Raw genomic sequence first — 26,568 nt, 5'->3', positions numbered from 1 at the left:
GCGGCCTTCCGAAGGAGCTGGTCGGCGGCAGCGCGAGGATCAAGTCTTCGGCGCAGGCGTCACTTCAAAGTGCGCAGGCAAGGATGCAACCCAATGCGCGGGGCACCGCGCGGCTTGTGGCCTCAGGCGCGGCGCACTTCCATCACGCCGTGCTCGGTGGCCTGCTCGTAGACCGAGGACACGCGCGTGGCCAGGTGCAGCAGGATGCGCGGCGCCTGGGTCTTCACGGACCAGCGCAACAGGATGCCCGTCGCCACCAGCAGCCCGCCTATCCACGGGTGGCCGGCCAGCGTCGCGGCGATGCCCGGGCCGATGAGCGCAATCGCCAGCATCGTGGCATGCGTGCGATGGGCCACGAAGGGCACCGCCAGCGCCGGGTTGACGATGACGCGAAAGCGGCCATGCGGCAGCCCGTTGCGGAATTCCTCGAAAGGGATGTATTCGACAGTGTCCTGCGCGTCGTTATGGCGGCTCATGCCCGCATTCTGGCGCCAAATGCGATTCCATCCGGAGTGCTCGCTTGCGCGCCGTCCGACACGCTATGTATCAGGCGGTCATCTCGTCGAGTGTCTTCCCCGACTCCAGTGCCTCCTTGAGCCAACGCGGTCGCGGGCCCATTCCCGACCAGGTGTGTCCGGCCTGGTCCCGGTAGACAACCTTCGACTTCCGTTTCTTCGACGTCTTGAGCTTTGCGCTCTTCGGCGTCGGCGACGAGGCTTCTGCAGTGAACTCATCGAGTGTCCTGCCGGCATTCAATGCATCTCGCAGCCAGTACGGGCGCTTTCCAATGCCTGACCAGGAATTGCCTTGACCGTCGCTGTACTTCGCCGATCGCTGCGGAGTCGCCTTTCCAGCTTTCGACTTCCTCTTCACCTTGAGGCTGTTGGTTGCCGATCCGAGGCCCAACTGATCTGCAGTGAGTCCGTAGTGTGTGATCGCGACCCTGATACGCGCTACCACGCCATCCACCTCCTGCTTGCGCAGCTTCTCAGCCTGTCGTTGGAGTGCTTCGATTTGCTTCTGAATCTGCTTGTAGCTTTGAGTCATCGACCTGAATCCCGAAATGTTGAAAGGACTCGACTTTAGTCCCATTGACAGCTCGCGCAAGACTGACGAGCTCAAGCGGAGAAATGCCACTGCTCATTTCCTGACCTTGGCAATCTCCGACTGCAGCTCTCTCTGACCGGATTTCAAGCGCAGAGCTTGATCGGTTGGCGAGCTTCTGGACAATGGGCGGTATGAAATTCGCACTTGCCCTGATCGCTTTCCTGGTGCTTCTCGCTGGCAAGAGCGCTGCCGCCGCAACGGTCCAGGCGCAGGAAGGCGAGAACTTCGTCGTCGCCGCTTCGGCGCGGGTTCGCTACGGCGCCGGCGACCGCTGGGTCGAGAAGATCGTTCGCGGTCCGGCAAGCTGCACCAACGAGTTCTTCGGCACCGACCCGGCACCGTACGAGCGCAAGTCGTGCACCGTCATCGGTCCCGTCCCGGCAAGGGCGTCCAGGGCGATGGAGGCTTCGTCGAAGCCTGCGGCGAGCGGCGTCGCCGACGTGGTGGATCGCGCAGGCAAGATCGTTCCCGCGGCCTACCGCGCCATGGCTGCGGCCATGAGCGAGGCGGAGGGCATCGCGTACCGCTACGGCCCGGACGCCGCGCACTACGGCGCCGTCAACGCGAAGCTTCCCACCCTGTACGAGCGGCAGGACCATCTCGCGCGCTGCAACGAAAAGGGCGCTTGCCTCACCTCCTGGCAGGTCGGCGGTCCGCGCAAGGAGGTTGATTTTTCCTACTCGACCAACCAGTCCAGCGTCGTGTTCCTGGCCGACGATCCGGTCCAGCGCGCCGGTGTCGGCGATCTGCAGACATCGGCCTTCGAGACCAACACCTACGCACAGAAGCCGCAACTGCCGTGGCAGCACGGGGGCGGGGGCCTCGACAGCGTGAATGTCGTGAAATACCGCGCCGCAGGCCTGCTGCCGAACGACGGCAGCGCCCGCCCCGTCGCGGCCGGCCGCTGCAGCGGCCCGGCGGGCAATTGCCCGACCTCCGTCATCGCTTTCCAGAACGGCCTGCTCGCCACCACCGGCAGCAACACCGCCCACAACCTCGCCACCGCGCAGCTGGCACCGAACAAGGTGCCGACTGCCGTCGCCATGACGAGCAACAGCGAGTTCGCCTTCGTGACCGTCTGGGACGCGGCCGAACTGAAGGGCCAGGTCGCGGTGGTCGCGCTGGCGGGCTTGTGCGACGGCTGCAAGCTCGAGGGCCCGTACTATGAGTGGTGGAACGAATGGCAGGGCGTCTATCCGGGCTTGCCCAACATGGGCAACATCGCCTTCATGAAGGTGCTGGGCTACGTCGACCTGCCGGCCGACATGAAGGCGCCGACCGAGATCGCCGTCACCACCGGCATGCATCCGTTCAACACGGTGCTGGGCGGCGGCCTCTTCATGGGGCAGGCGCACTCGCCCCTGAGCAGGCACTGGCGATCGTTCACGCGCTCGGGCGACAACTACCAGCGCTACGCCAAGGGCGGCGTGGCGGTGGTGGTGTCCAAGTCCGAGCAGAAGGCGGCCTTCATCGATCTGAAGCCGCTCTTCGGCTACTTCAACGGCGTCTACTTCAGCGAAGCCGTCGGCAGCATCGGCCCGGTCGGCCAGGACGAGCGCCAGTGGCCGCACGGCTTCGGCTTCAAGCCGCAGGCGCGGCCGGTGGTGGTCAAGACCATCGCGCTCGACGCACCGCCCACGGCCGTCAAGACGACCATCGCGCGGACCAAGGATGCCCGCGCCTGGATCGCCACGCAGGAGGGCAGCCTGCGCATCTTCAGCCTGGGCGGCTATGCGCCGGGCGCCGAGCCGCGCTCGGGTTCGCCGCAGGCGATCGCGGCAGAGGGCAAGGTGGCCGTCGGCCGCAATCCGACCTCGCTCGCCAATTCGAAGGGCGAACCCGATGCCGACATGCGGGACGACCCGCTCAATCGCCAGGTGATCGTGACCTCGCGCGGCGACCGCAAGATCCAGTGGGTCCGGTTCTCGGAAGACGGGAAGAGCGGCCGCGTGGTGCGAACGCTGCAGGACAGCCGCATCGTCGACCCGATCGCGAGCGAGGACATCGACAACTTCGCCAATGTCGGCCTGACGCTCAGCGTGGCGGACTATGGCGGGCGTTCGGTGCTCAACTACCGCTACGGGCCGGTGGTGTTCGCCGACCGGGGCGCCCAATGGGCCTGCCAGCCGCCGGGCGGTTGCCCGGTGAAGTCCACGGGCGGCGTTGCCATTGAATTCGGCGGCGGCTTCAAGATGCAGGGCCGGCCCTACCAGATCAATACTTCGAACGTGCCCTAAGCACCTCTGGCAACGCATCGGCCGCGCTCAGCTTTTCCGTCACCAAGCCGATGAACGCCGACACCGCCAGCGGCAGGTGCCGCCGGCTCGGGTACAGCACGCTCAGGCCCTGGCCCGTGCGCTGGTATTGCGGCAGCACCCGCTGGAGCCGGCCGGCCTGCAAATCGGGCGTGGCCATGGCGGGCGGCAGCAGCGCGATGCCGAGCCCGGCGACGGTGGCCTTGCGCAGCGCCTGGGCCGTGTTGCCGCTGAAGCGGCCGGCGACCTGCACCTCTTCCTCCCCGCCATCGGGGCCTGTCAGCCGCCAGGTGCTGCGGCCGCTGGGATGGGCGGTGGTCACGCAGTCGTGGTCGGCCAGGTCTTGCAGCGTTGCGGGCGTGCCGCGCGCGGCGATATAGGCGGGGCTGGCCACCATGCCATCGCTGCGGGCGCCGAGGAGCTGGCGGCCGACATAGCCGGAGTCGGATAGCGGGCCGCCGCGAAACGCGACGTCGATCTGCTCGGCGATCAGATCGGCCTTGGCGTCGCTGAGCGCGAAGTCGAGCCGCACCAGCGGATGCGCAGCCAGAAATTCGGCCACCCACTCCATCGGGAAGAAGTCGAGGAAATCGGCCGGCGCCGCCACGCGCACCAGGCCGCTGGGCTCCTGGCTGCCCGTCATCAATGCCTGTCCGGCCTCGACCAGCCCGTCGACCGCGCCCGCGCAGCGCTCGTGGAAAGCCCGGCCGGCGCTGGTAAGCGTGAGCTTGCGGGTGGAGCGCTGCATCAGCCGCGTGCCGAGCTGCGCCTCGAGCTGCTGGATGCGCCGGCTCAGGGTGTTGGGCGGCAGGCCCAGCCGCCGTCCCGCCTCGGCGAAGCTGCCATGGCGCACCACCTGCACAAACATGGCGATGTCGTTCAGGTCGAGCATGGCCTTGGAATTCCTTCTGTCGATGGACGAGTGCAATCCGATTGTGCCGTCTAGTCGATCAATAGCCGCAGCCCTAATCTTCCGTGGATGACTCTTTCTCCCGTTTCCCCCACGCAGCGCCGCATCGTTTGGGGTGTTCGCATTCTTCTAGCGCTGGCTTTCGGCGCGGCAGGCATCTCCAAGTTGGCCGGCGTGCCGCAAATGGTCCAGGTGTTCGATGCCATCGGCTTCGGCCAGTGGTTTCGCTACCTGACAGGTGCGGTCGAGGTCGTAGGCGCCGTGCTGCTGGTCGTGCCTGCAGGCGGCTTCTTCGGCGGCCTGCTGCTCGCCGCCACCATGGTCTGTGCGGCGGCAACGCACGTGCTGCTGATCGGCGGCAATCCCGCGCCGGCCATGGTGCTCGGTGCGCTCGCGGCCTTCGTGGCCTGGCGGCTGCGGCCCGTCTCGCTCTCGGCGCTGAAGGAAATCGCATGACCGCCGCCACCGACATCAAAACCCGCGCCATCGTTCACCGCACACGCGGCAGCACGCACGGGCCGATCACGCGGCTCGTGAGCCCGGGCGACCTGGGCGAGTTCCTGAAGCCCTTCGTGTTTCTCGACCTCTTCGACTTCAAGCCCACGCCCGGCCACAAGGGCTTCGGCATGCACCCGCACTCGGGCATTGCGACGCTGACTTTCATGATCGAAGGCGACGGCGGCTACGAAGACACGACCGGCAAGAAGGGCGTGCTGCCCGCCGGCGGCATCGAGTGGATGCGCGCCGGCAACGGCGTGTGGCACGACGGCGCGCCGGCCAGCGACTCGCCGGTGCTGGGCTTCCAGCTCTGGGTGGCCTTGCCTGCAGCGGAAGAAAATGCGCCGGCCCAAAGTCTCTACCTCGCGCCCTCGCAAGTGCCGCAAGACGGTCCGGCACGGGTGCTGCTCGGGCGTTACGGCGAGGCGCAAAGCGCCATCCCCGCGCCGGCGTCGATAAATTACCTGGCGGTGCGTCTGAAGGACGGCGAGCGCTGGCGCTACACGCCGCCCGCCGGCCACACCGTGGCCTGGGTCGCGGTCAACGCAGGCCGGCTCGATGCGGGTGGGCCGGTAGATGCCGGAGAGCTCGCGATCTTCGAGGAATCCGGCGCGGCCATCGACTTCGTGGCCCACGGCGACACGGCCTTCGTTCTGGGCTCGGCCGTGAAGCATCCGCACGAACTGGTGATGGGCCGCTACTCGGTGCACACCAGCAAGGCGGCGCTTGACCGAGGCGAGGCCGAGATCCGCCGCATCGGCGCGCGGCTGCGGGAGGAAGGGCGGCTCGCCTGATCGCCGCCGTGCCTTATTCGGCGTGGGCGACGGGAGCCGCCGCCTTCGCGATGTAGCGCTCGGCCGGCTGCGTGCGCGAGAGCTTCGGCGCCATCTCGCGCCGCGCCGCGTCGAAGCGCTGCCAGTCGCCGGCGTCCGGCAGCGAGGGGATGGTCACCAGTTCGCGTGCGTCGAGCCCGGCCAGTGCCGCATCGACCAGGTCCTCCGCCGACATCACGATCTCCTGCGGCAGGTTCGACACCGGCAGGCCCGCCACGTCCCAGAACTCGGTGCGGATCGCGCCGGGCAGCACGGCCTGGACCTGCACGCCCTTGTCTTTCAGCTCGTGGTGCAGGGACTGGCTGAGGTTGAGCACATAGGCCTTGGTCCCGCTGTAGCTGCCATTGAGCAGCTCCGGCGACAGCGCGACGATCGATGCGATGTTGATCACCGTGCCGCGGCCGCGCGCGACGAAGGCCGGCGCAGCGGCGCGCGTCAGGCGGGTGAGGGCGATCACGTTCAACTGGATCATCGTCTCCAGCGCGTCCGGGTCGGAGTCGATCAGCGAGGCGGTGGCGCCGGTGCCGGCGTTGTTGACCAGCGTGGTGATCGAGGGATCGGCGCGCAGGCGTTCTTCGACGCGCCGCTGGTCTGCTGCCGCGCCCAGGTCGGCGACGATGATTTCGACGCGGCGCCCGGTCTCTCGCCCCAGCCTGTCGGCGAGGGCCTCGAGCCGCGCGCGATTGCGCGCCACGAGGATGAGGTCGTGGCCGCGCCGCGCGAGCCTGTCGGCGTAGACCGCGCCGATGCCGGATGACGCGCCGGTGATCAGCGCGGTGCCTTGAGGTTGCTGCTTGCTCATGATGTATGTCCTTCAGGTTCGAAGCGGTGGATTGACAAGACGAACATTAGGCCGCAGACTGATGACTTAAAAGTCATGTTTCCCTCGTTTTAGGACAATGTGATGAAGCGCATCGGCCTGCTGGTTTTTCCCGGCTTCCAGATCCTGGACATGGTGGCGGTCTCGGTCTTCGAGCTCGCCAATGCGGCGGTGCCGAGGCCTGCGTATGCCTTGGAGGTGGTCTCGGAAGACGGCGGGCCGGTGAAGAGCTCGTCCGGCGTGCAGGTCGAGACGCGGTCCTTCGGCGGTGCGAAGTTCGACACGCTGCTGGTCGCCGGCACCATGGACATCGGGCCTTCGTCGCCGGGGCTGCTGGCCTTCCTGCGCGACACATCGGAGAAGTCGCGACGCATCGGCAGCATCTGCACCGGCGCCTTCGTGCTCGCCGAGGCCGGCCTGCTCGACGGCCGGCGCGCCACCACGCACTGGCACTATGCGCGGGAGCTGCAGCGAAGCTTTCCGCGCGTGAAGGTGGAGGAGGACTGCATCTACATCGCCGATGGCACGGTGTGGACATCGGCCGGCATGACGGCCTGCATCGATCTCTCGCTGGCGCTGGTCGAAGGCGACCTGGGTACCGAGGTCTCACGCGCGGTGGCGCGCAAGCTCGTCGTCCACTCGCACCGCACCGGCGGGCAGTCGCAGTTCTCCGCCTTCCTCGAACTCGAGCCGAGGTCGGAACGCATCCACGACGCATTGAACTACGCCAAGAAGAACCTGCATCTCACGCTGTCGGTCGAGCAGCTGGCGGAGGTGGCCCATCTGAGCCCGCGGCAGTTCAGCCGCGCCTTCCTCGCCGAGACCGGCCAGTCGCCGGCCCGCGCGATCGAGAAGCTGCGCGTGGAAACGGCCCGCGCCCTGATCGAGGATGGGCATTCGATCGACCGGGTCGCGGAGAAGGCGGGCTTCGCCGATCCGGAGCGCATGCGCCGCGCATTCCATCGCGCCTTCGGGCAGCCGCCGCAGGCGCTCAAGCGGGCGGCGCGGCTGCAGGCGGCCCAGGCATAAGCCTTAGAACGTTTCCCAGTCTCCATCGCCGGTGGGCGCAGCCGCTGCTGCGAGCTGCTTGCGCTGCGGCGCTGCGATGGCTTGCCGGGCGCGGGCCAGTTGCGCTGCCGTCTTTCGTGCGAGCGGTACCACGGGCCGGATCATCGGTCGCCCGTCGAGCTTGAATACGCTGACGGCCTGCGACAGGCTGCCGGCCTGCTCCTGCAGCGACTGCGCCGCAGCCGCCGCTTCTTCGACCAATGCCGCGTTCTGCTGCGTCACCTGGTCCATCTGCGTGATCGCCTGGTTGATCTGCTCGATGCCCTGCGTCTGCTCTTGGCTCGCCGCCGTGATCTCGCCGATGATGTCGGTCACGCGCTTCACACTGCCGACGATCTCTTCCATGGTCTTTCCGGCTTCGCCCACCAGTGCACTGCCGGCATCGACCTTGCCCACCGAGTCGTCGATCAGGCCCTTGATCTCCTTGGCCGCCGCGGCCGAGCGCTGCGCGAGGTTGCGCACTTCGGCCGCCACGACCGCGAAGCCCCGGCCCTGCTCGCCGGCACGCGCGGCTTCCACCGCTGCGTTCAAGGCCAGGATGTTGGTCTGGAAAGCGATGCCGTCGATCACGCCGATGATGTCGACGATCTTCTTAGAGGACGCATTGATCGAGGCCATGGTGTCGACCACCTGGCTGACCACGTCGCCGCCTTTCACCGCCACCTCGGAAGCCGAGAGCGCCAATTGATTGGCCTGGCGCGCGTTGTCGGCGTTCTGCTTGACGGTAGAAGTCAGCTCTTCCATCGAGGCCGCGGTCTGCTCCAGCGAGCTGGCCTGCTCCTCGGTGCGTGAAGACAGGTCCTGGTTGCCCGAAGCGATCTGCGTGCTGGCCGTCGAGACGTTCACCACCACGCCCTGCACCTGCTGCAGCGACTTCTGCAGGGCCGAGCGCATCAGGTCGATGGCACGCAGAAGGCGGCCGGTTTCGTCGTTGGCATAGCTTGTCTGCGGCGCACCGGTCAGGTCCATGTCGGCGATCGACTGCGCCATGGTCTCCGCTCGGCGCAGCGGATGCGTGATGCTGCGCGCCAGGAACCAGGCCAGCAGGGTGCCGAAGATCAGCGACAGCGTGGAGCAGGCGATCAGCAGCGTCGTGGTTTGCGCGCGCAGATCCTCCGCGCGCTTCGCTGCGGCATCGAGCCCGGCGCGCTGCAGATCGACCATCTGCTTCACGCCCGCTAGGTAGCTGACCGAAGTCGGTTCGAAGCGCGCAGTGAAAACGCGGCCGGCGCCTTCGAGGTCGCCGGCCAGCTTGAGCTTGCTGACCTCTTCGCGTGCGGCGAGGTAATCCTTGCGCAGTTCGCCCACCTTCTGGAATAGCTCGCGTTCCTCGGGCTGGACCATCTGCCCTTCGATGAACTTCTGCAGCTCGTTGGTTTCCTTGATCGACGCCGCCGTGGCGGGCGCGAAATAGGCGATCAGGCTGGCATCGCTGCTCTTGGCGATGGCGGCGGCCCGCTGCACGCCCGAGGTGGTGTGGCGCAGCCAGTCGGCGCCGGCGCGTTCGGTCCGGACGTTGTCCTGGACCATGCCGGTGATCTCGACGCCGAGCTGCCGCAGCTTCAATGCAGCGATCACGCTACTTGTCAGGAATAGGGCGAGGATCACGCCCAGCACGATGGCCAATCGCTTGGCGATCGAGATATTGCTCAGAAACATGGAGGCTCCGGGAGACGAGAAGGTCGAAAAAAAGAGAAAAGACAGACCTATATCGGCAGCCGGTGTCAAAAGTTGAGAGAAGAATCCTTTCTCGGCGGGTTGAGGATCTTGCGGAGGGAAATGCTGTTCAGCGCCTCGAAGGAACGAGAGTCTGCGTGGGTCACAGAAGCGTCATGTAGCGCCAATAGATTCCACGGTTCCACGAATCCAAAGGCTCGATCCATGAAGAACCCTCCCGATCTGACCAAGATCGATTTCAACGACGAAGACTCCAACACCTCCAAGAACCCGACTTTCGACGCGGTGCTCGCAGCCCGCCTCAGCCGGCGTGGTCTCTTGCGCGGCGGCGTTGGATCCGCCGGCACCGCGCTGCTGGGCGGTCTCGCCGTAGTCGGTTGCGGAGGCGGCGGCAATGGCAACGGCTTCCCGGTGTTGCCTCCGGCACCGGCGCCGGCACCGGCCCCAGCTCCAGCGCCCGAAAAGCTTCTCGGCTTCGAAGCCGTTTCAAAGAGCCTGGCGGATGCCGTCGTCATTCCGGCAGGCTACTCGTTCAGCGTGCTCTATGCGCTCGGCGATCCGCTCACCGCCGGGACGCCCGCGTACAGGAACGACGGCACCGACACAGGCTTCGAGAACCGAGCCGGCGATCACCATGACGGCATGGAATGGTTTGGCCTGGACGCGAACGGCAAGGCATCTCTCACGTCGATCGACCGCGGTCTGCTCGCCGTCAATCACGAAGCGACCACGGACCAAACGCTCAGCTCGTTCTTCCTGCACGCCAACGGCGGCACCACCACGTTGCCCCGCCCGGCCGTCGAAGTCGACAAGGAGATCGCAATTCACGGCATCTCCGTCGTCGAGGTCAAGAAGACGGCGGACAAGTGGGCCACCGTTCAGGATTCCGCCTTCAATTTCCGCTTGACGGCCCTGAGCGATATCGAGATCGCAGGCCCGGCGCGCGGCAACGCGCTGTTGGTGACGAAGTACTCGCCCACCGGGCTGAAGACACGCGGGACGCTGAACAACTGCGGTACCGGCAAGACGCCTTGGGGCACGTTCCTCACCGGCGAAGAGAACTGGTTCGGCTATTTCACCCGCAGCGCCACCGACGATACCGCGCGCGGCAACGACAAGACCGTGACGGCACTGAAGCGCTACGGCAGTGCGCAAGGCGGTGCCTCGCGCCACGGCTGGGAGTCCGCAGGCCCGGATGACCAGTACGCGCGCTGGATCATCAGCAAGATCGGCGTCTCTACGGACGGCAGCGATGACTATCGCAACGAGCTCAACGGCATGGGCTACATCGTCGAGGTCGATCCGTTCGACAAGACGAAATCGGCCAAGAAGCGGACTGCCCTCGGTCGCTTCGCGCATGAGAGCGCAGCCTTCGGAACGCCTGTTGCCGGCCAGCCGCTGGTGGTCTACATGGGCGACGACGCCCGCAACGAGTACACCTACAAATTCGTCTCGACGGCGCTGTGGAGCGCTGCTGATGCGAACCCGGCCGACCGCCTCGCGATCGGCGACAAGTACCTGAACGATGGCAAGCTGTACGCTGCGAAGTTCAATGCCGACGGCACCGGCGAGTGGCGCGAACTCTCGTTCACGAATCCCGTGGTGTCCGGCTTCGCAGGCTACGCGTTCGCCGACCAGGCCGATGTTTGCGTGAACGTTCGTCTTGCTGCCGACGCGGTCGGCGCGACCAAGATGGACCGCCCCGAATGGGGTGCGGTGAATCCGGCGAATGGCGAGATCTACCAGACGCTCACCAACAACAGCAATCGGCGTGTCGACCCGTCGGGTTCTTCGCAACTCGCACCCGACGGCGCAAACCCGCGCGTCTATACAGACATGAAGGGCGCTGCCGCGCAGTCGGGGAATCCCAACGGTCATCTGCTGCGCATGCGTGAGGGTGCGGCAGGCGCGGCTGCCACCAGCTTCACATGGGACGTCTATCTGTTCGGAGCCGAGGCCGGCGCGGACAAGGCCATGGTCAACATCTCGAGCCTCACGGCAGACCAGGACTTTTCAAGCCCGGATGGCCTGGTGTTCAGCCCGTCCACAGGCATCTGCTGGATTCAAACTGATGACGGCGCGTACACGGACGTCACGAACTGCATGATGCTCGCCGCATTGCCAGGCCAGGTCGGCGACGGTGCAGCCAAGACGCTCAGCTACACCAAGGCTGACAGCAGCAAGCTGGATGTCACGACGCAGGTGGGCAAGGCGCCCACGGCCGATACGCTGAAGCGTTTTCTGGTGGGTCCTGTCGGTTCCGAGATCACGGGCATGTGCGAAACGCCGGATGGCAAGGCGATCTTCATCAACATCCAGCACCCGGGCGAGACCACGAGTCAAGCCAACCTGGCTGATCCGACGAAATACACCAGCCGCTGGCCAAGCAATGCCGGCTATGGAGCCGGTTCGCGTCCTCGCTCAGCCACCATCGTGATCACCAAGAACGACGGCGGCCGCGTCGGCAGCTGACGAAGCTTTCCGGTTCGCATGCCGACAAGAACGCCCGTCACCTGACGGGCGTTTTTACTTGGGCCGGCCGTGTCCGGCCAGGCGCTGCGGGAGATCATGGGACGATCTCATCAGACTGATCGCTCGTTCACCCGCTTCGACAATTGCTCCGCGCTTTCCCTCCGTTCGCTATAGCGGTCAACGAGGTACGGAGCTGCGTCTCGGGTCAGAAGAGTGAACTTGAAGAGCTCTTCCATGACATCGACCACCCGCTCGTAGTACGAAGAGGGCTTCATTCGACCCGCTTCGTCGAACTCGAGAAATGCCTTCGCCACCGAGGATTGGTTCGGAATCGTGAGCATGCGCATCCACCGGCCCAGCACACGAAGCTGATTGACCGCGTTGAAGGATTGGGAGCCGCCGGACACTTGCATGACAGCCAGCGTTTTACCTTGCGTCGGGCGTACTGCGCCCACGTTCAAAGGGATCCAGTCGATCTGCGTCTTCATGATTCCGGTCATCGACCCATGCCGCTCTGGCGAACACCAGACCATGCCCTCGGCCCACTGCGCGAGCTCCCGCAGCTCACGGACCTTCGGGTGATCGTCAGGCGCGCTGTCCGGCAGCGGAAGGCCCATCGGGTTGAAGATGCGCACCTCGCCACCCATAGCCTCCAGCAGCCGACCAGCCTCTTCGGTCACGAGTCGGCTGTAGGACCGCTCTCGGAGCGAGCCGTAGAGCAACAAAAAGCGCGGTGCGTGCCGAGAAGGCTCACGGCCCGCGAGGTGGTCGAGCGTTGGACGATCGAACAGCGCCGGATCGACGTTGGGGAGGTCAGGCATCGTGACGGACACGTCGACCCTCCGCATCAACGACAGCTTCACCATCTTCTTTCGAGAACGCGCCGCGCTGGGGCGACGCAAGGATGTCCAGCACCAGCTCGGACGGCCTGCACAGCCTGGTGCCCAAGGGCGTCACCACGATCGGGCGATTGATCAGGATCGGGTGCTTCAGCATCAGGTCGATCAGCTGCTCATCCGTCCATTTGGGGTCGTCGAGGCCGAGCTCGTCGTAGGGCGTGCCCTTGCGGCGCAGCAGCTCGCGCGGCGTGATCCCCATGGCCGCGACCAGGCCGATCAGGGTCTCGCGGCTCGGCGGCGTCTGGAGGTATTCGATGACGCGGGGCTCCTCGCCGCTGTTGCGGATCAGCGCCAGCGTGTTGCGCGAGGTGCCGCAAGCGGGGTTGTGAAAGATGGTGATTTCCGGTTTTGGGGATTGCATGCCTGCGATTATGCAAATATTATTGAATCATGGAAGAAAACGATGTCGTTCGGTCTTTGGCTGCCTTGGCGCAGCCGGTTCGCTTGCAGGTTTTTCGCGCGCTCGTCGTCGCCGGGCCCGGCGGCTTGACCCCCGGTTCGCTGGTCGAAAGCCTGAACGTGCCGGCGACGAGCTTGTCGTTTCATCTCAAGGAGCTTGTGCACTCCGGCTTGGTGTCCCAGGAACGCGACGGGCGCCACCTCATCTATCGCGCCACCTTCGACCGGATGGATGCGCTGATTGGCTACCTGACCGAAAACTGCTGCCAGGGTCAAGCCTGTGCTGTCGAATCCGCCCCCGCTTGTTCATGCTGAAGGAGATCTCATGAAGCGTTTCCATGTTCACCTGCACGTCGATGACCTCGCGAAGAGCATCGGCTTCTACTCCAAGCTGTTTGCCGCCGAGCCCGCTCGCGTCGAGCAGGACTATGCGAAATGGATGCTCGACGATCCGCGCGTCAATTTCGCGATCTCCACGCGAGGTGACGGCAAGGGCGTAGATCACCTCGGCATCCAGGCCGATGACGAAGCCGAGTTGGCCGAGCTGAAAACGCGCGCCCAAGCGGCGGACCAGGCGCTCGTCGACGAAGGTGAAGCCTTGTGCTGCTATTCGCGCAGCGAGAAGCACTGGGTCACCGACCCGCAGGGCGTCGCGTGGGAGCACTACCGCACGCTCGAAAGCGCGCAGGTCTATGGCGAATCCCGGCCGGTCAGCTCGGACGCATCGGCAAGCGCCTGCTGCGCCGGCGCGTCTTCCCGAGGCAAACCGATTGCCGTGCCCGTGAAGGCCGCGTCTTCCTGCTGCTGAGGTCTTCCATGACTGAAAAAACCTACAACGTGCTCTTCATCTGCACGGGCAACTCGGCACGTTCCATCATGGCCGAAGCGCTCATGAACCATGCGGGCCATGGCCGCTTCAAGGCTTTCTCTGCCGGCAGCCATCCCACCGGCAAGGTGAACCCGCTGGCGCTGCAGGCGCTCACATGGCTGCACCTGCCCACCGAGGGCTACCGCAGCAAGAGCTGGGACGAGTTCGCCCAGCCCGACTCGCCGCGGCTCGACTTCGTGCTCACCGTCTGCGACAACGCTGCCGGCGAGGTGTGCCCGGTATGGCCGGGCCAGCCGATGAGCGCCCATTGGGGCGTGCCCGATCCGGCTGCGGCCGAGGGCTCGGACGAGGAGCGCATGCGCCACTTCCACGATGCGGCGCTCACGCTCAAGCGGCGCATCGAGCTGATGCTCGCGCTGCCGCTGGCGCGGCTCGATGCGCTGTCGCTCCAGCACGAACTGCGCGAGATCGGCAAGACCGGAAAGACCGCCGCTGTATGACTACCAATGTGCTGATCCTCTGCACGCACAACTCCGCGCGCAGCGTGCTCGCCGAAGGCATGCTGAACCACCTGGCCGCGAAGGCCGGCAAGGACGTGCGCGCCTTCAGCGCCGGCAGCGCGCCCAGCGGTCGGCTCAATCCCTTCGCGCTGGAAGCGCTGACCCAGGCCGGCGTGGATGTGTCGTCCTACCGCAGCAAGAGCTGGGACGAATTCGTCGGCGACGACAAGCCGGTGATGCGCATCGTCATCACCGTGTGCGACAGCGCGGCGCAGGAGACTTGCCCCTATTGGCCCGGCAGTCCGGTCAAGGTGCATTGGGGCTACGCCGATCCCTCGAATGCGCCTGGCGGCGAGGAGGGCAAGCGCGTGGCTTTCGAGCTCACGCGGCAGGCCATCGCCTATCGCATGACCCAGCTGCTGGCCCTGCCGCTGGAATCCATGAGCAACGCAGACCTGCAGCAGGCGCTCACCGCGATCTCGCAGAGCTGAAGGCATGGCGGATCTTCCTCGCAAGCTGCTGGCCGAGATGCTGGGGACGGCGCTGCTGCTCGCCGTCGTGATCGGCTCCGGCATCATGGCCGAGCGCCTGTCCGGCGGAAACACCGCGGTGGCCTTGCTGGCCAATGCCCTGGCCACCGTGGGCGGCCTGTACATCCTGATCGAGGTCTTCGGCCCGATCAGCGGCGCGCACTTCAATCCGGCCGTCAGCGCAGTGATGGCCATGCGCCGCGAGCTGCCCGCCTCGAGCCTGGTGCCCTACGCGGCAGCGCAACTCGTCGGCGCTATGCTCGGCGCCTGGCTGGCTCACGCGATGTTCGACCTGAGCATCGTGCAGTTCTCGGCCAAGCTGCGCACCGGGACGGGGCAATGGATCGCCGAAGCCGTGGCCACGGCCGGCCTGCTGCTGGTCATCCTGCGCGCCCCGGCAGGCCGTGCGCCGGTCATGGTCGCGGCCTACATCGGCGCGGCCTATTGGTTCACCGCATCGACCTCGTTCGCCAATCCGGCAGCGGTGTTCGGCCGCATGTTCAGCGACACCTTTGCCGGCATCGCGCCATCGAGCGCGCCGGGCTTCATGCTTGCGGAGCTGATCGGAGCGCTCATCGGCCTGGCCGTCCACAATGCCTTCGAGCCGCGCCTGCATCCTGCGGGCCATCCCAATGTGATCGAATCCTCGGGCCAGCAGCAGGACTAAGGCCTGTCGACAGGCCCTGGGGTTAGATTCACCGAATGAGCCGATTCGCGACAGTGGCGGCCCTGGGCACGGCGCAGACGCTGGCCTGGGCCTCCTCCTACTATCTGCCGGCCATGCTCGCGGTGCCGATGGCGCGCGATCTGGGCATTGCACCGTCGACGGTCTTCGCGGCCTTCTCGGTGGCGCTCATCGTCTCGGCCGCGCTCGGGCCCTATGCCGGCCGGGCGATCGACCGCTTCGGCGGCCGGCCGGTTCTGATCGCGAGCAACCTCGTGTTCGCGGCCGGCCTGGCTGCGCTGGGATGGGCCAACGGCACGCCTGCGTTGTTCCTGGCCTGGGCCCTCATTGGCGTCGCGATGGGCAGCGGACTCTACGAGGCCGCCTTCGCCACCGTGGTGCGCCTGCACGGCCAGCAGGCGCGCAGCGCCATCACCGGCATCACCTTGTTCGCCGGCTTCGCGAGCACGGTCGGCTGGCCCGTGTCGGCGGCGCTCGAATCGCACTTCGGCTGGCGCGGCGCCTGCATGGCCTGGGCCGGGCTGCACCTGCTGATCGGCTTGCCGCTCAATGCCTGCCTGCCCCGGCTTCCGCACGCAGGCGCGGCGGATGCGGCTGCGTCGGCGCAGCCCGAGACGGCGCCGCTGCTTGCCGGCGCCGACGCGCGGCGCGCCGCTTGGCTGATGGCCTACGTGTTCGCCGTCACCTGGTTCATCAGCACTGCGATGGCCGCGCACCTGCCGCGCGTGCTGCAGGCAACCGGCGTGGGCTTCGCCCTGGCCGTGTCCTTCGCGGCACTGGTCGGGCCGGCGCAGGTGGCGGGGCGGGTGCTGGAGTTCACGGTGCTGCAGCGCTTTCATCCGCTGCTGTCGGCGCGCCTGGCTGCCATGGCGCATCCGCTCGGCGCAGTGGCGATCGGACTCGTGGGCGCGCCGGCTGCGGCCGCCTTCGCGGTGCTGCATGGCGCGGGCAACGGCATCCTCACGATCGCGATCGGCACCTTGCCGCTGCTGTTGTTCGGATCGCAGGGCTACGGCCGGCGGCAGGGGCTGCTCATGGTGCCCGCGCGCCTGGTGCAGGCGGGCGCGCCCTTTCTCTTCGGCTTGGGCCTGGACCGGTGGGGCGTGCAATCTCTGTGGATTTCCGCCCTGCTGGGCGTGACAGCGCTGGGCGCGTTGATGTGCATCGCGGTGCCGAACGGCCTTGCCAAGCGCACAACTGCGCAGCCGACCGGCACGCCCTAAGCCCTCTCGGGACGCTGCCACAGCGCTGCGCCGGGGAAGCTGCCCAGCGCGGCCGAGAGGCGGATGACTCCGCCCTGCACCACGAGCGTCTCGCCGGTCAGCAGGTTCTCGAAGGCGGCGCCGTCGGCCGCCTCCGGCATCCGCACGCTCGTGTCCTGCCAGACGTCGCCGAGCGGCAGCTCGCCCTCGGCGCCGACCAGGCCGGTGAACAGCCGGCCCGCGATCACCACCAGGCGATGCTCCTCGTGCCGGCGTGCGAAGGCGACCACGTGCTCGGCCTTCGCGCCGCCGGCGGCCAGGCGTTCGTAGCTTCCTTCGCGGAACAGCACGGGCTGCGCGCGTCGAAGCGACAGCAGGCGCCAGATGAGCCAGAGCTTGGCCCGGCCGTCATGGGGTGCGCGCGCGAGCGCGTTCACGCGCGCTGCGACATCGGGCCCCTTGGCCAGCGCATCGAGCTCGTCGAGCAGCTGCTCGCGAAGGCGAAAATCCACCGGCCGGCGGTTGTCCGGATCGACCAGGCTCAGGTCCATCAGCTCGTTGCCCTGGTACAGGTCTGGCACGCCGGGCGAGCCGTACTTCAGCAGCGCGAGCGAGAGGCTGTTCAATGCGCCGAACCATGCGAGCCTGGCCGCCAGGACGCCCAGTTCGTCGAGAAGTGGGTTGTCCTTGCCGGGCTTGAGCAGCGCGCGCGCGAAGCCTTCGAGTGCATGCTCGTAGCCTTCGTTGGGATAGGTCCAGCGGGTGTTGAGCTTGGATTCGCGCGCCGCCTTCTGCATGTAGCGCACGATGCGTTCGGCGTAGGGCTCGCGCGCCGCGTCGTCCAGCCCGCCGGGCGGCAGGGTGCCTAGCAGCGTCTGGTAGAGCAGGTACTCGTCCGCCGCCGTTGGCGCGCCGGCCGGTGCGCCACGGGCCTCCAGCCGCCTGCGCACCGGCCGAGTGAAGCCGCGCCAGCGACGCAGCGCCAGGCGCCAGGCCGCCGGCATCTCGGACAGCACGTCGATGCGGCAGCGCACATCCTCGGAGCGCTTGTTGTCGTGCGTGGAGGTGGCCAGCATCGTGTGCGGCCAGCGCCGGCCGCGATCGGCGCTGGCCTCGTGGAACTCGGCGACGGTGCGGCCGAAGCGCGCCGGCTCGCCGCCCACCTCGTTGAGCGAGCAGAGGGGAAAGTAGCGATAGAAGGCGGTGTCCTCCACGCCCTTGGCCGTGACCGGCGAGGTGAACTGCTGGAAACGGATCGCCAGGCGCAGCGCGCGCTGCTGCAGCTCGGCATCGGCGCCGGGCACCGCGCGGCCGAGCAGCGTCTGCTGCACGAAGTCGAAGATCGTGAGATCGGCATCCTGGCTGCCGCGCTCCGCCTCGCGCCGGGCCCAGGCAATCAGGCGCTCGTCCTGCGCTGAGGGCGCCTCGATGATGTAGGTGCGGTACACCGGCAGGCAGGCCGCGATCTCCCCGAGTGCGCGGCGCAGCGCATTGAAGGTGTAGTCGCGCGTGCGCCGGTCGGCGCGCGCGATGCGCAGCAATTCGGTGGCCAGCATGGTGAGCTCCGAGGCCAGGGCGCTCTGCATGATGTCGCGCTTGCCGTCGCGCGCCAGGGCTTCGAAGTCCTTCTCGACGCCGGTGAAGTTACGCCAGATCTTCTCGAACTTCGTGGCCGCGGCAGTGTCGACGAACACGCCGTTGGCCACGTTGGCGAAGCGGTAGCCGGTGGTGCCGTGCACATGCCAGTCTTCGGGCACTTCCTCGCCTTCGGCGACGATCTTCTCCGCCACCACGTAGAGCGGGCGCGCGGGCCGGCCTGCCGCATCCGGCGCTGCGAGCAGCAGGCCCGCGCGCCGCGCATAGCCTTCCTGCAACTGGCGGAAGTAGCGCGCCGGATCGTAGAGGCCGTCCGGATGATCGATGCGCAAACCTTCCACGCGGCCGGACGCGGCCAGGTCGAGCGCGAAGGACTGCGTGGCCTCGAACACCTCGTCGCGTTCCATGCGCAGGCCGGCGAGCGAATTGATGTCGAAGAAGCGGCGGTAGTTGATCTCGTCGGCGGCGACGCGCCAGTAGGCGAGCCGCCAGGCCTGGGCTTCGATCAGCGCATGCAGATCGTCGCGCATGCCCGGCAGGTTGAGCTCGGCCACACGCGCCGCGATCGCGCGTGCCGCGTCCGGATCGCGGGCGGCAAGACCGGACAGGTCGGCCTTGAGCAGTTCCTTGTCGCGGGCGCGCTCGGCGCGGGCGATCGAATCCTCGGCATCGCGGCCCGGCAGCCGGCCGAAGGCGGTCACCGTGCTGGCCAGGCGCGCCGCGAGCTCCGCGTCGTCGACCTGCGTCTCGAGGCCCGCGAGCACGCGCGGATAGGTTTCCGGCGCCAGCGGAAAGCGGTGCTCGAAGTAGTGCAGCGCCAGGCTTCCGGCTTCGTCGTCGAAGCGCAGCACCAGATCGCCGCCCGCAAGCACGTCGCCATAGTGGTCGCCCAGCACCGGCAGCAGCACCTTGCCCGCGAGCTCCGGATTGAGCGGCTGCCAGTCGATGTCGAAATGCTGCGCGAACAGCGAAGCGGGCCCGTTCTCCAGCACGTCCATCCACCATGCGTTGTCGGCACCCATCACGCCCATGTGGTTGGGTACCAGGTCCAGCAGCTGGCCCATGCCGTGTTCGTGCAAGGCCGCGACGAAGCGGTCGAAGCCTTCGCGCCCGCCGAGCTCCGGGTTGACCTCGTCGTGCGCGACGACGTCGTAGCCATGCATGCTGCCCGCGCGCGCGCGCTGGATCGGCGAGCAGTAGATATGGCTCACCCCCAGGCGGGCGAGGTAGGGCAGGACCCGGATGGCGTCGTCGAAGCCGAAGCCCTTGTGGAACTGGAGCCGGTAGGTGGCGCGCGGCACCGATGTGCGGGTGCTGCCGCGGCGCTCGATGCCGGGGGCGCGGCGCGGCCGCGATGCGGCCATGGCGGCGCACAGGCCGGCGACTTCGTCGCTCGCCGCCAGCGCCTGCAGGTCCAGCGGCAGCTTGCGCTGCCAGTTCGGCTGCTCCGCGGTGGTGCCGGGCAGGTTGACCTGGTCCGTGATGCCGAGCGCGTCCTCGAACTGGACCATCATGATCGCCGAGGGCGCGGCGGCGAGGAAGGCGTGGACCGCCTCCACCGTGCGCGGCGCCAGCGTCGGGCGGCCGGTGGCCTCGGCGACTTCCTCTGCCGACAGCAGACCCAGGCGCTCGAGCTGCAGAAGCAGCCCCACGCGTTCCCGCGCGCGGTCGAGGAGCTGCTTCTCGAACAGCGACAGCTCGGGAAACAGGCCCAGCTGCAGCCGCAACCGGAGGTCCTCTCCGCTCCACCATCCGGCCAGGGTCGGCAGGTCGTGGGTGCCGATCGCGGCCAGCGCGTCGGGCGGATAGTCGGCCGCGGGCTTGAAGGCGCCGTCCTCCGTGCGTTCGAAGAACAGCACGCGGTAGGACAGCACGTCCACGCGCGCCAGCGCCTCGCGCACCTCCGGCGCCACCGTGCCTAGGTCTTCGCCGATCACCATGCAGCGGTTGCGCCGGCTCTCCAGCGCGACGATCGCGAGCAGCTCGTCGAGCGGGTAGTGCACATAGGCGCCGTCGCGGGCGCTTTGCCCGGGCGCTATCCAGAACAGGCGCATCAGCCCCATCACGTGGTCGATGCGCAGCGCGCCGGCGCTCTTCATGTTGGCGCGCAGCGTGTCGATGAAGAGCCGGTATCGGTCGGCGCGCAGGCAGTCCGGCCTGAGGGGCGGCAGGCCCCAGCCCTGGCCGCCGGGATTGAACTCGTCCGGCGGCGCGCCCACGCTGGCGCCGGCGGCAAAGCAGGCGCGTTCGCTCCAGACCTCGGAGCCCGCGCGGTCGACCGACACCGCCAGGTCGAGGTACAGCCCGACGCCCAGCCCCAGCGTCTTGCAGCACGCGTTGGCGCGCGCGAGCTGGCAATCGGCCAGCCATTGCAGGTACTGGTGGTACCGCACGCGCTCGGCATGCTGCTGCGCGAAGGCGGCGACCTCGGGGCCGGCGGGATCGCGAAAGGCCTCGGGCCATGCCGGCCAGCCCCAGACGGCCGGATCTGCTGCGTGGAAGTGGGCCTGCAAGGTCTCGAACAGCGCGTGGCGATACAACGCATCGCCGCCTTCGGCCACGAAGGCCAGGAAGGCGCGGCCCGCGTCGTCGCGCGCGGCGCTGCCATCGGCCGACAGATGCTGTTCGCGAAAGTGCGCGTAGAGCAGCTTCAGCACCTCGAACTTCGCCGCGGCCACGCCCGCGTAGTCGACCAGCGGCGCCTCGCGCAGGCGCGCCAGCCGGGTCTGGAACTCGATCGAGTGCACCAGCTGCCGGGCTGCTTCGCAATCGGCGAAGCTGTCGACCGCCTCGACGTCGATGTACAGCACGTTGAGCTGCCGCCGCGAGGAGGGGCTGTAGGGACTCGCATGCGCCGGGTTGTGCGGAAACAGGGCGTGCAGCGGGTTGAGGCCGACGATGTCGGCGCCGCGCGCAGCCATCTGCGCGACCAACTGCGCGAGATCGCCGAAGTCGCCGATGCCCCAGTTGCGCGGAGAACGCAGCGCATACAGCTGCACCGCCGGCCCCCAGATGCGGCCGCCTTCCTGCAATGCCGCCGGGCGCCAGCAGTTCGCGGGGGCGCTCACGATCAGCGTCTCGCTGACCGGGCTGTCCAGGCCCTCGATGCGAAGGCGGTGGTAGCCGGCCGGCAGCGGCAGCGCGAACGAGAGCTCGCGCTCACACCAGCGCACACCGCCATGCTCGGCCTGCGCGAGCTCCGGCAGCGACCGGGCGTCGAACTCGCCGTGGTGCTGCGCGCCGCCTTCTTCGTCCAGCTGCCAATGCAGCCGGCCGGTCGTTGCCGGAAGGCGCAAGTGCAGCAGCCAGCCCGGTGCCCCCGCGCGCACCGCGTGCACCGGCGGCAGCGCTTGGGTCCATGCGGCGCGGCGGGCCGCGGCGAGCGCGTCGTCGGCTGTCGTCGCGGCGTCGATGCGAACGTCGAGTTCCGCCAGCAGGGCGATCAGGCTTTCGCGCGGCACCGCACGGCGCGTGCCCCAGACGTCCTCGTACCCAGTGGCGATGCCGAAGTGCGCACACAGGCGGGCCAGCGCTTCGTCGTCGTCCAGCGTGCCGCGCGCGGCTTCAGGCAAGGCGGGCCTCTTTCTGCACCAGCGTTGCATGCACCGCGCCGGGCGCGAGGTTCAGCGACGCGGCATTCTCGGTCTGCGCCGCACCGATGGACCAGAGCAGGTCGCCGGGCGGCGCCGCGCATGCCATCTCCTCGAGCCCGAAGTTGGCGAGCAGGTGCAGCGCTGCGCCGGATCCGAGCGTCCAGTCGACATGCAGCAGCGCGCCTTCGCAGCGAAATCGGCCGGCGCCGCGCTGGCCCGCCAGCAGCGGGACGAGGCGTTGCCGCCGCAAAGCCAGCAGTTCGCGCACTTCGGCGAGGCGGGCGCTGTGGTGGGGTACGTCACGCTCCTCCCAGCGCAGCTTGGAGACCGTGAAGCTGGTCTCGGCATTGGGATCGGGAATGCGCGCGCGCGCCGCCTCGTCCGCAAAAGCTGCGAAGCGGCCGAACTCCTCGCGCCGGCCGCGCGACACGGCGGCGGCGAGCTCGGGACCGAAATCGCAGAAATACTGGAACGGCGTCGACGCGGCGAACTCCTCCCCCATGAACAGCATCGGCACATGCGGCGACAGCAGCACGCAGGCCGTGGCCGCGCGCAGCATCGCCGCATCGCCCAGCATGTGGATGCGCTCGCCAAAGGCGCGGTTGCCGACCTGGTCGTGGGTTTGCAGGTAGGACACGAAGGCGGCCAGCGGCAGGTGCGTGGAGGGCTCGCCGCGCGGCTCGCCCTCGCGAAAACCCGATGGCTGCCCCTGATAGACGAAGCCCTCGGCCAGCGCGCGACCGAAGCGCGCCACCGGCGCGTCCGCATAGTCGGTGTAGTAGCCGTCGGCCTCGCCGGTGATCAGCACGTGGGCCGCGTGATGGAGGTCGTCGTTCCATTGCGCCGTGCCCGCGAGCGGAACGCCTTGGGCATCGCGCTCGAGCAGCGAGGCTTGGTTCGCATCGTTCTCCAGCACCACGTGCAGCTGCCGCTCGCGGCCCGGCCCCTCGTGCAGCGCCTCGCAGATCTCGCGCACGATGTGCTTGCCGGAGTCGTCGCGTATGGCGTGGATCGCGTCCATCCTCAGGCCGTCGAAGCCGAACTCCTCGACCCAGTAGAGCGCGTTGTGGATGAAGAAGTCGCGCACCGTGCGCGCAGCCTCGCCGTCGTAGTTGATGGCCGCGCCCCACGGCGTCTGGTGCGCGGGGTTGAAGAACTGCGGGCAGTAGGCGTGCAGGTAGTTGCCTTCGGGGCCGAAGTGGTTGTAGACCACGTCGATCAGCACCATCAGGCCAAGCCCGTGCGCGGTGTCGACCAGCGCCTTGAGCTCGTCGGGCGTGCCATAGGCGGCATCGGGCGCGAACTGCAGCACGCCGTCGTAGCCCCAGTTGCGCTGTCCCGGAAAGTCGGCCAGCGGCATCAGCTCGACCGCGGTGATGCCCAGCTCGGCCAGCGCCTGGAGGCGTTGCCGCGCGGCTGCGAAAGTGCCTTCGGCGGTGAAGGTGCCGACGTGCAGCTCGTAGATCACGGCTTCTTCCCAGGGGCGGCCCCGCCAGCCATGGTGCTGCCATGCATAGGCCGCGGGGTCGACGATGCGGCTGGCACCGTGCACATCCTCCGGGCTGAAGCGCGAGGCCGGGTCCGGCACGCGCAGGCCGTCCGGCAAGCGGAAGCGGTAGCTGTCGCCGGGCAGCGCCTCCTCCAGCTCGAGACGGTGCCAGCCTTCGGCGTCGCGCAGCATGCGATGTTCACGCGCGTCGGCGCCGGCCTCGTGCTCCAGCATCACGAGTTCGACGGCCGGCGCCCACAGCGCGAAACGCACGCCGCCGCCAGGCAGCACGCCGGCGCCGAAAGGCATGGCATGCACGCGCTTCATTCGGAATCTTCCGCACCGCGCGATGCGCGGCTCAGCAGCACGAAGGACCGCCCTTGCAGCGGGTAGCTCGGCGAGGGCCAGGCCGGGGCTTCTTCTTCGGGGCTGCTGCTCTTGTCTGGCGGCAATGCCTGTGTCGCGGTGTCGATGAGCAAGTGCCAATTGCCGTGGCCCGCGGCCGGCAGCGTGAACCCGATCTGGTCGTGGTGGGCATTGAAGAGCAGCAGGAAGTCGTCGTCGCGCAGCGCCTCGCCGCGCGGTCCCCGCTCGGTGATGCCGTTGCCCGAGATCAGCATCGCGAAGCATCTCGCATTGGCATCGTTCCAGTCTTCCGGCGTCATTTCGCGGCCGTCCGGCTTGAGCCAGCAAACGTCCTTGACCGAGCTGCCTTCCAGCGGCTTGCCGTGGAAGAAATTGCGGCGGCGAAAGGAGGGGTGCGCGCGCCGCAGCGCGATCACGCGCCGCATGAAGGCGAACAGCGCATCGCCTGTCGGCGTCGGATTCCAGTCCAGCCAGGCCATTTCGTTGTCCTGGCAGTAGACGTTGTTGTTGCCGTTCTGGGTGTGGCCGCGCTCGTCGCCGGCCAGGATCATCGGCACGCCCTGCGACAGCAGCAGCGTGGCGATGAGGTTGCGCTTCTGCCGCTCGCGCAGCGCCAGGATCTCGGGGTCGTCGCTCGGCCCTTCGACGCCGCAGTTCCAGGACAGGTTGTGGTTGTTGCCGTCGCGGTTGTCCTCGCCGTTGGCCTGGTTGTGCTTCTCGTTGTAGGAGACCAGGTCCTGCAGGGTGAAGCCGTCGTGCGCGGTGACGAAGTTGATGCTGGCGTGCGGCCGCCGGCCCGACCAGCCGTACAGGTCCTGCGAGCCCGTGAGGCGTTGCGCCAGCTCGCCCATCACGCCGTCGTCGCCCTTCCAGTAGCCGCGCACGCCGTCGCGGAAGCGGTCGTTCCACTCGGCCCAGCCGTAGGGGAAGTTGCCGACCCGGTAGCCACCGTGGCCGAGGTCCCAGGGTTCGGCGATCAGCTTCACGCGGTTGAGCGTGGGGTCCTGGCGGATCGCATCGAAGAAGCCGCCGAGGTTCTCGACCTTGCCGGATTCGCGCGCCAGCGCCGCGGCGAGGTCGAAGCGGAAGCCGTCCACGTGCATCTCCTCGACCCAGTAGCGCAGCGAGTCCATCACCAGCTGCAGCGCGCGCGGATGCTCGAGATTCACCGTGTTGCCGCAGCCGGTGAAGTCGTCGTAGAAGCGCCGGTTGTCGGCGTTGGTGATGTAATAGGAGGCGTTGTCGACGCCGCGCATGGACAGCGTCGGCCCCAGATGGCTGCCTTCGCAGCTGTGGTTGTAGACCACGTCGAGGATGACCTCGATGCCTGCCGAGTGCAGCGTCTTCACCATGGTCTTGAACTCCTTGACCTTGAGCGAGGCGCAATAGCGCATCTCGGGCGCGAAGTAGCCCAGGGTGTTGTAGCCCCAGTAGTTCTGCAGCCCCTTCTCCGCCAGGTGGTGGTCGTTCAGGAAGCTGTGCACCGGCAGCAGCTCGACCGTGGTCACGCCCAGGCGCTTCAGGTAGTCGACCACCGGTGCGGAACCGAGCGCCGCAAAGGTGCCGCGCAGGTGCGGCGGCACTTCGGGATGGGTCATCGTGAAGCCGCGCACGTGCAGCTCGTAGATCACCATGTCCTGCCACGAGATATGCGGGCGGCGGTCGTCGCCCCAGGTGAATGCGGGCTCGAGCACGCGCCCCTTGGGCATCAGCGGCGCGCTGTCGCGGCGGTCGAAGGAGAGATCCTCGCGCTTGCTCCCCACGGTGTAGCCGTACAGCGCGTCGCCCCAGCGCAGCTGCCCGATCGTGTCCTTGGCATAGGGGTCGAGCACCAGCTTGTGGGGATTGAAGCGATGCCCCTCCTCGGGCTTGTAGGGGCCGTGCACACGGTAGCCGTAGGCCAGCCCCGGGCGCGCCTCCGGCAGGTAGCAGTGCCAGATGTCGTCGGTGCGCTCGCGCATCGCAATGCGCAGCCGCTCGTGGCGGCCCTTCTCGTCGAAGAGGCAGAGCTCGACCTTCTGCGCATGCTGGGAGAAGAGCGCGAAGTTCACGCCCTGGCCGTCCCAGTGGGCGCCGGGCGGGTAGGGGCGGCCGGGCCAGACTGCGGTGATCTGATCGTTGGTCTTCATCTGGGAAGCTTGTCGTCCGGGCCGTCGCCGGGATTCTTGCGCTCGCGCGGCCACCATTGCTCGATGCGCTCGGCGGCCCAGTCCTTGCCGCCGAGGCCGAAGGCCAATGCCAGCGCGAAGACCACGCCGGCCAGGATCACGAGAAAGCTCTCGCGCACGATATCGCCGCCGACCTTGATCTGGTCGAGTGCGATCAGCACCACGAACACCATGATCGCGTACTGCGCCAGCTTGCCGAGGAACACCGCGTCCTGCAGTTTGATGTTGCGGCCGTAGGCGGTGACCGTGTCGCCGACGAAGCGCGCGAAGTACGAGCCGAAGGCAAGCACCAGCAGTGCCACGAAGATGTTGGGAACGAACCAGACCACGCGGCCGAGCAGGTCGGTGATGTAGGTCAGGCCCAGGCCGTTGAAGGCGATCAGCAGCGCGGCGAGGATCACGAGCCAATACACCAGCACGCCGAACAGGCTGGTGGTGTCGCCGGGCATGCCGCCCTGGCGCAGGAAGTTGTCGAGGCCGGCGCGCTCGGTGAGCACGTTGAAGTTGATCGCGCGCAGGCCCTTGATGACGGTGAAGCGCGCCAGCTTGGCGAGCAGCCAGCCGCCGAGCACGACCACCAGCGCGATCAGAAGACGCGGCAGGAACGCGCCGATCTGGAACAGGATGGCCCGCAGGGGCTCCAGGTGGATTCCGAAGCTTTCCATGATGCGT

General features: G+C 67.7%; 22 protein-coding genes. 11 read left to right on the top strand and 11 right to left on the bottom strand.

What is annotated here, in order from left to right; translation table 11 throughout:
* Positions 1-122: 122 nt before the first annotated feature.
* Both EJI01_RS13670 and EJI01_RS13665 read right to left on the bottom strand, forming a co-directional pair.
* On the bottom strand, positions 123-476 hold the full coding sequence (locus EJI01_RS13670; RefSeq protein WP_126837685.1) for a hypothetical protein: 354 nt from the start codon (positions 474-476) through the stop codon (positions 123-125).
* Between the two features lie 70 nt (positions 477-546).
* A complete protein-coding gene (locus EJI01_RS13665) occupies positions 547-1,047 on the bottom strand; it encodes an H-NS family nucleoid-associated regulatory protein (RefSeq protein WP_126837684.1) in 501 nt (166 codons plus the stop codon).
* 191 nt (positions 1,048-1,238) lie between these two features.
* On the opposite strand from EJI01_RS13665, the gene EJI01_RS13660 reads away from it, so the two are divergent.
* Positions 1,239-3,344: a hypothetical protein gene (locus tag EJI01_RS13660; protein ID WP_126837683.1), complete on the top strand. Its 2,106-nt coding sequence runs from the start codon at positions 1,239-1,241 to the stop codon at positions 3,342-3,344.
* On the opposite strand, the gene EJI01_RS13655 is transcribed toward EJI01_RS13660, so the two are convergent.
* Positions 3,322-4,254, bottom strand: a complete 933-nt coding sequence (locus tag EJI01_RS13655) for a LysR family transcriptional regulator (RefSeq protein ID WP_126837682.1) — start codon at positions 4,252-4,254, stop codon at positions 3,322-3,324. The genes EJI01_RS13660 and EJI01_RS13655 overlap by 23 nt on opposite strands.
* An 87-nt stretch (positions 4,255-4,341) precedes the next feature.
* Here EJI01_RS13655 and EJI01_RS13650 point away from each other — a divergent pair, with 87 nt between their 5' ends.
* The gene (locus EJI01_RS13650) at positions 4,342-4,728 is read left to right on the top strand and encodes a DoxX family protein (protein ID WP_126837681.1); all 387 of its coding nucleotides are present in this window, start codon (positions 4,342-4,344) and stop codon (positions 4,726-4,728) included.
* Positions 4,725-5,564: a pirin family protein gene (locus EJI01_RS13645; RefSeq protein ID WP_126837680.1), complete on the top strand. Its 840-nt coding sequence runs from the start codon at positions 4,725-4,727 to the stop codon at positions 5,562-5,564. Before EJI01_RS13650 ends, EJI01_RS13645 begins: the two co-directional genes overlap by 4 nt.
* A 13-nt stretch (positions 5,565-5,577) precedes the next feature.
* Here EJI01_RS13645 and EJI01_RS13640 read toward each other — a convergent pair whose 3' ends face one another.
* Positions 5,578-6,405, bottom strand: a complete 828-nt coding sequence (locus EJI01_RS13640) for an SDR family NAD(P)-dependent oxidoreductase (protein ID WP_126837679.1) — start codon at positions 6,403-6,405, stop codon at positions 5,578-5,580.
* 102 nt (positions 6,406-6,507) lie between these two features.
* Here EJI01_RS13640 and EJI01_RS13635 point away from each other — a divergent pair, with 102 nt between their 5' ends.
* Entirely contained in the window at positions 6,508-7,452 is a 945-nt protein-coding gene (locus EJI01_RS13635) for a GlxA family transcriptional regulator (RefSeq protein ID WP_126837678.1), read from the top strand.
* Positions 7,453-7,455: 3 nt separating this feature from the next.
* Here the strand turns inward: EJI01_RS13635 and EJI01_RS13630 are convergent, their stop codons facing one another.
* A complete protein-coding gene (locus EJI01_RS13630) occupies positions 7,456-9,150 on the bottom strand; it encodes a methyl-accepting chemotaxis protein (protein WP_126837677.1) in 1,695 nt (564 codons plus the stop codon).
* A 222-nt stretch (positions 9,151-9,372) separates the two neighbouring features.
* On the opposite strand from EJI01_RS13630, the gene EJI01_RS13625 reads away from it, so the two are divergent.
* Positions 9,373-11,640, top strand: coding sequence for a PhoX family protein (locus EJI01_RS13625; protein ID WP_126837676.1), 2,268 nt, complete (start codon positions 9,373-9,375; stop codon positions 11,638-11,640).
* A gap of 110 nt (positions 11,641-11,750) precedes the next feature.
* Here the strand turns inward: EJI01_RS13625 and arsH are convergent, their stop codons facing one another.
* Both arsH and arsC read right to left on the bottom strand, forming a co-directional pair.
* On the bottom strand, positions 11,751-12,488 hold the full coding sequence (gene arsH / locus EJI01_RS13620) for an arsenical resistance protein ArsH (protein WP_148112364.1): 738 nt from the start codon (positions 12,486-12,488) through the stop codon (positions 11,751-11,753).
* Positions 12,454-12,900 (bottom strand): arsenate reductase (glutaredoxin), encoded by a 447-nt coding sequence (arsC, locus tag EJI01_RS13615; protein ID WP_126837674.1) that lies wholly within the window; start codon positions 12,898-12,900, stop codon positions 12,454-12,456. The genes arsH and arsC overlap by 35 nt, the downstream gene beginning before the upstream one ends.
* Positions 12,901-12,929: 29 nt before the next feature.
* On the opposite strand from arsC, the gene EJI01_RS13610 reads away from it, so the two are divergent.
* The 6 genes from EJI01_RS13610 to EJI01_RS13585 are packed head-to-tail and all read left to right on the top strand — an operon-like array spanning position 12,930 to position 16,705.
* Positions 12,930-13,253 carry an ArsR/SmtB family transcription factor gene (locus tag EJI01_RS13610; RefSeq protein ID WP_126837673.1) on the top strand — a complete coding sequence of 108 codons (324 nt, stop codon included), beginning with the start codon at positions 12,930-12,932 and terminating at the stop codon, positions 13,251-13,253.
* Positions 13,254-13,263: 10 nt separating this feature from the next.
* Positions 13,264-13,746: an ArsI/CadI family heavy metal resistance metalloenzyme gene (locus EJI01_RS13605; protein ID WP_126837672.1), complete on the top strand. Its 483-nt coding sequence runs from the start codon at positions 13,264-13,266 to the stop codon at positions 13,744-13,746.
* Between the two features lie 8 nt (positions 13,747-13,754).
* Positions 13,755-14,267, top strand: coding sequence for an arsenate reductase ArsC (locus EJI01_RS13600; RefSeq protein ID WP_126837671.1), 513 nt, complete (start codon positions 13,755-13,757; stop codon positions 14,265-14,267).
* Positions 14,264-14,758 carry an arsenate reductase ArsC gene (locus EJI01_RS13595; protein WP_126837670.1) on the top strand — a complete coding sequence of 165 codons (495 nt, stop codon included), beginning with the start codon at positions 14,264-14,266 and terminating at the stop codon, positions 14,756-14,758. Before EJI01_RS13600 ends, EJI01_RS13595 begins: the two co-directional genes overlap by 4 nt.
* Positions 14,759-14,762: 4 nt before the next feature.
* A complete protein-coding gene (locus tag EJI01_RS13590) occupies positions 14,763-15,464 on the top strand; it encodes an aquaporin (protein ID WP_126837669.1) in 702 nt (233 codons plus the stop codon).
* A 35-nt stretch (positions 15,465-15,499) separates the two neighbouring features.
* Positions 15,500-16,705 (top strand): MFS transporter, encoded by a 1,206-nt coding sequence (locus EJI01_RS13585; RefSeq protein ID WP_126837668.1) that lies wholly within the window; start codon positions 15,500-15,502, stop codon positions 16,703-16,705.
* Here the strand turns inward: EJI01_RS13585 and EJI01_RS13580 are convergent.
* Genes EJI01_RS13580 through EJI01_RS13565 form a run of 4 tightly spaced genes read right to left on the bottom strand, consistent with a single transcriptional unit; the run spans position 16,702 to position 26,561 of the window.
* Complete coding sequence (locus EJI01_RS13580; protein WP_260602442.1) at positions 16,702-21,852, bottom strand: malto-oligosyltrehalose synthase; 5,151 nt, start codon at positions 21,850-21,852, stop codon at positions 16,702-16,704. The genes EJI01_RS13585 and EJI01_RS13580 overlap by 4 nt on opposite strands.
* Positions 21,845-23,689 carry a malto-oligosyltrehalose trehalohydrolase gene (gene treZ / locus EJI01_RS13575; protein ID WP_126837666.1) on the bottom strand — a complete coding sequence of 615 codons (1,845 nt, stop codon included), beginning with the start codon at positions 23,687-23,689 and terminating at the stop codon, positions 21,845-21,847. Before treZ ends, EJI01_RS13580 begins: the two co-directional genes overlap by 8 nt.
* Positions 23,686-25,857 carry a glycogen debranching protein GlgX gene (gene glgX, locus EJI01_RS13570; RefSeq protein WP_126837665.1) on the bottom strand — a complete coding sequence of 724 codons (2,172 nt, stop codon included), beginning with the start codon at positions 25,855-25,857 and terminating at the stop codon, positions 23,686-23,688. Before glgX ends, treZ begins: the two co-directional genes overlap by 4 nt.
* A complete protein-coding gene (locus EJI01_RS13565; RefSeq protein ID WP_126837664.1) occupies positions 25,854-26,561 on the bottom strand; it encodes a mechanosensitive ion channel family protein in 708 nt (235 codons plus the stop codon). Before EJI01_RS13565 ends, glgX begins: the two co-directional genes overlap by 4 nt.
* Positions 26,562-26,568 lie beyond the last annotated feature (7 nt).

Origin of the sequence: Variovorax sp. MHTC-1 (assembly GCF_003984645.1) — a bacterium.
Lineage (GTDB): Bacteria > Pseudomonadota > Gammaproteobacteria > Burkholderiales > Burkholderiaceae_C > Variovorax.
The sequence above is the reverse complement of the archived record's forward strand: the minus strand, read 5'-3'. Positions and strand labels throughout refer to the sequence as shown.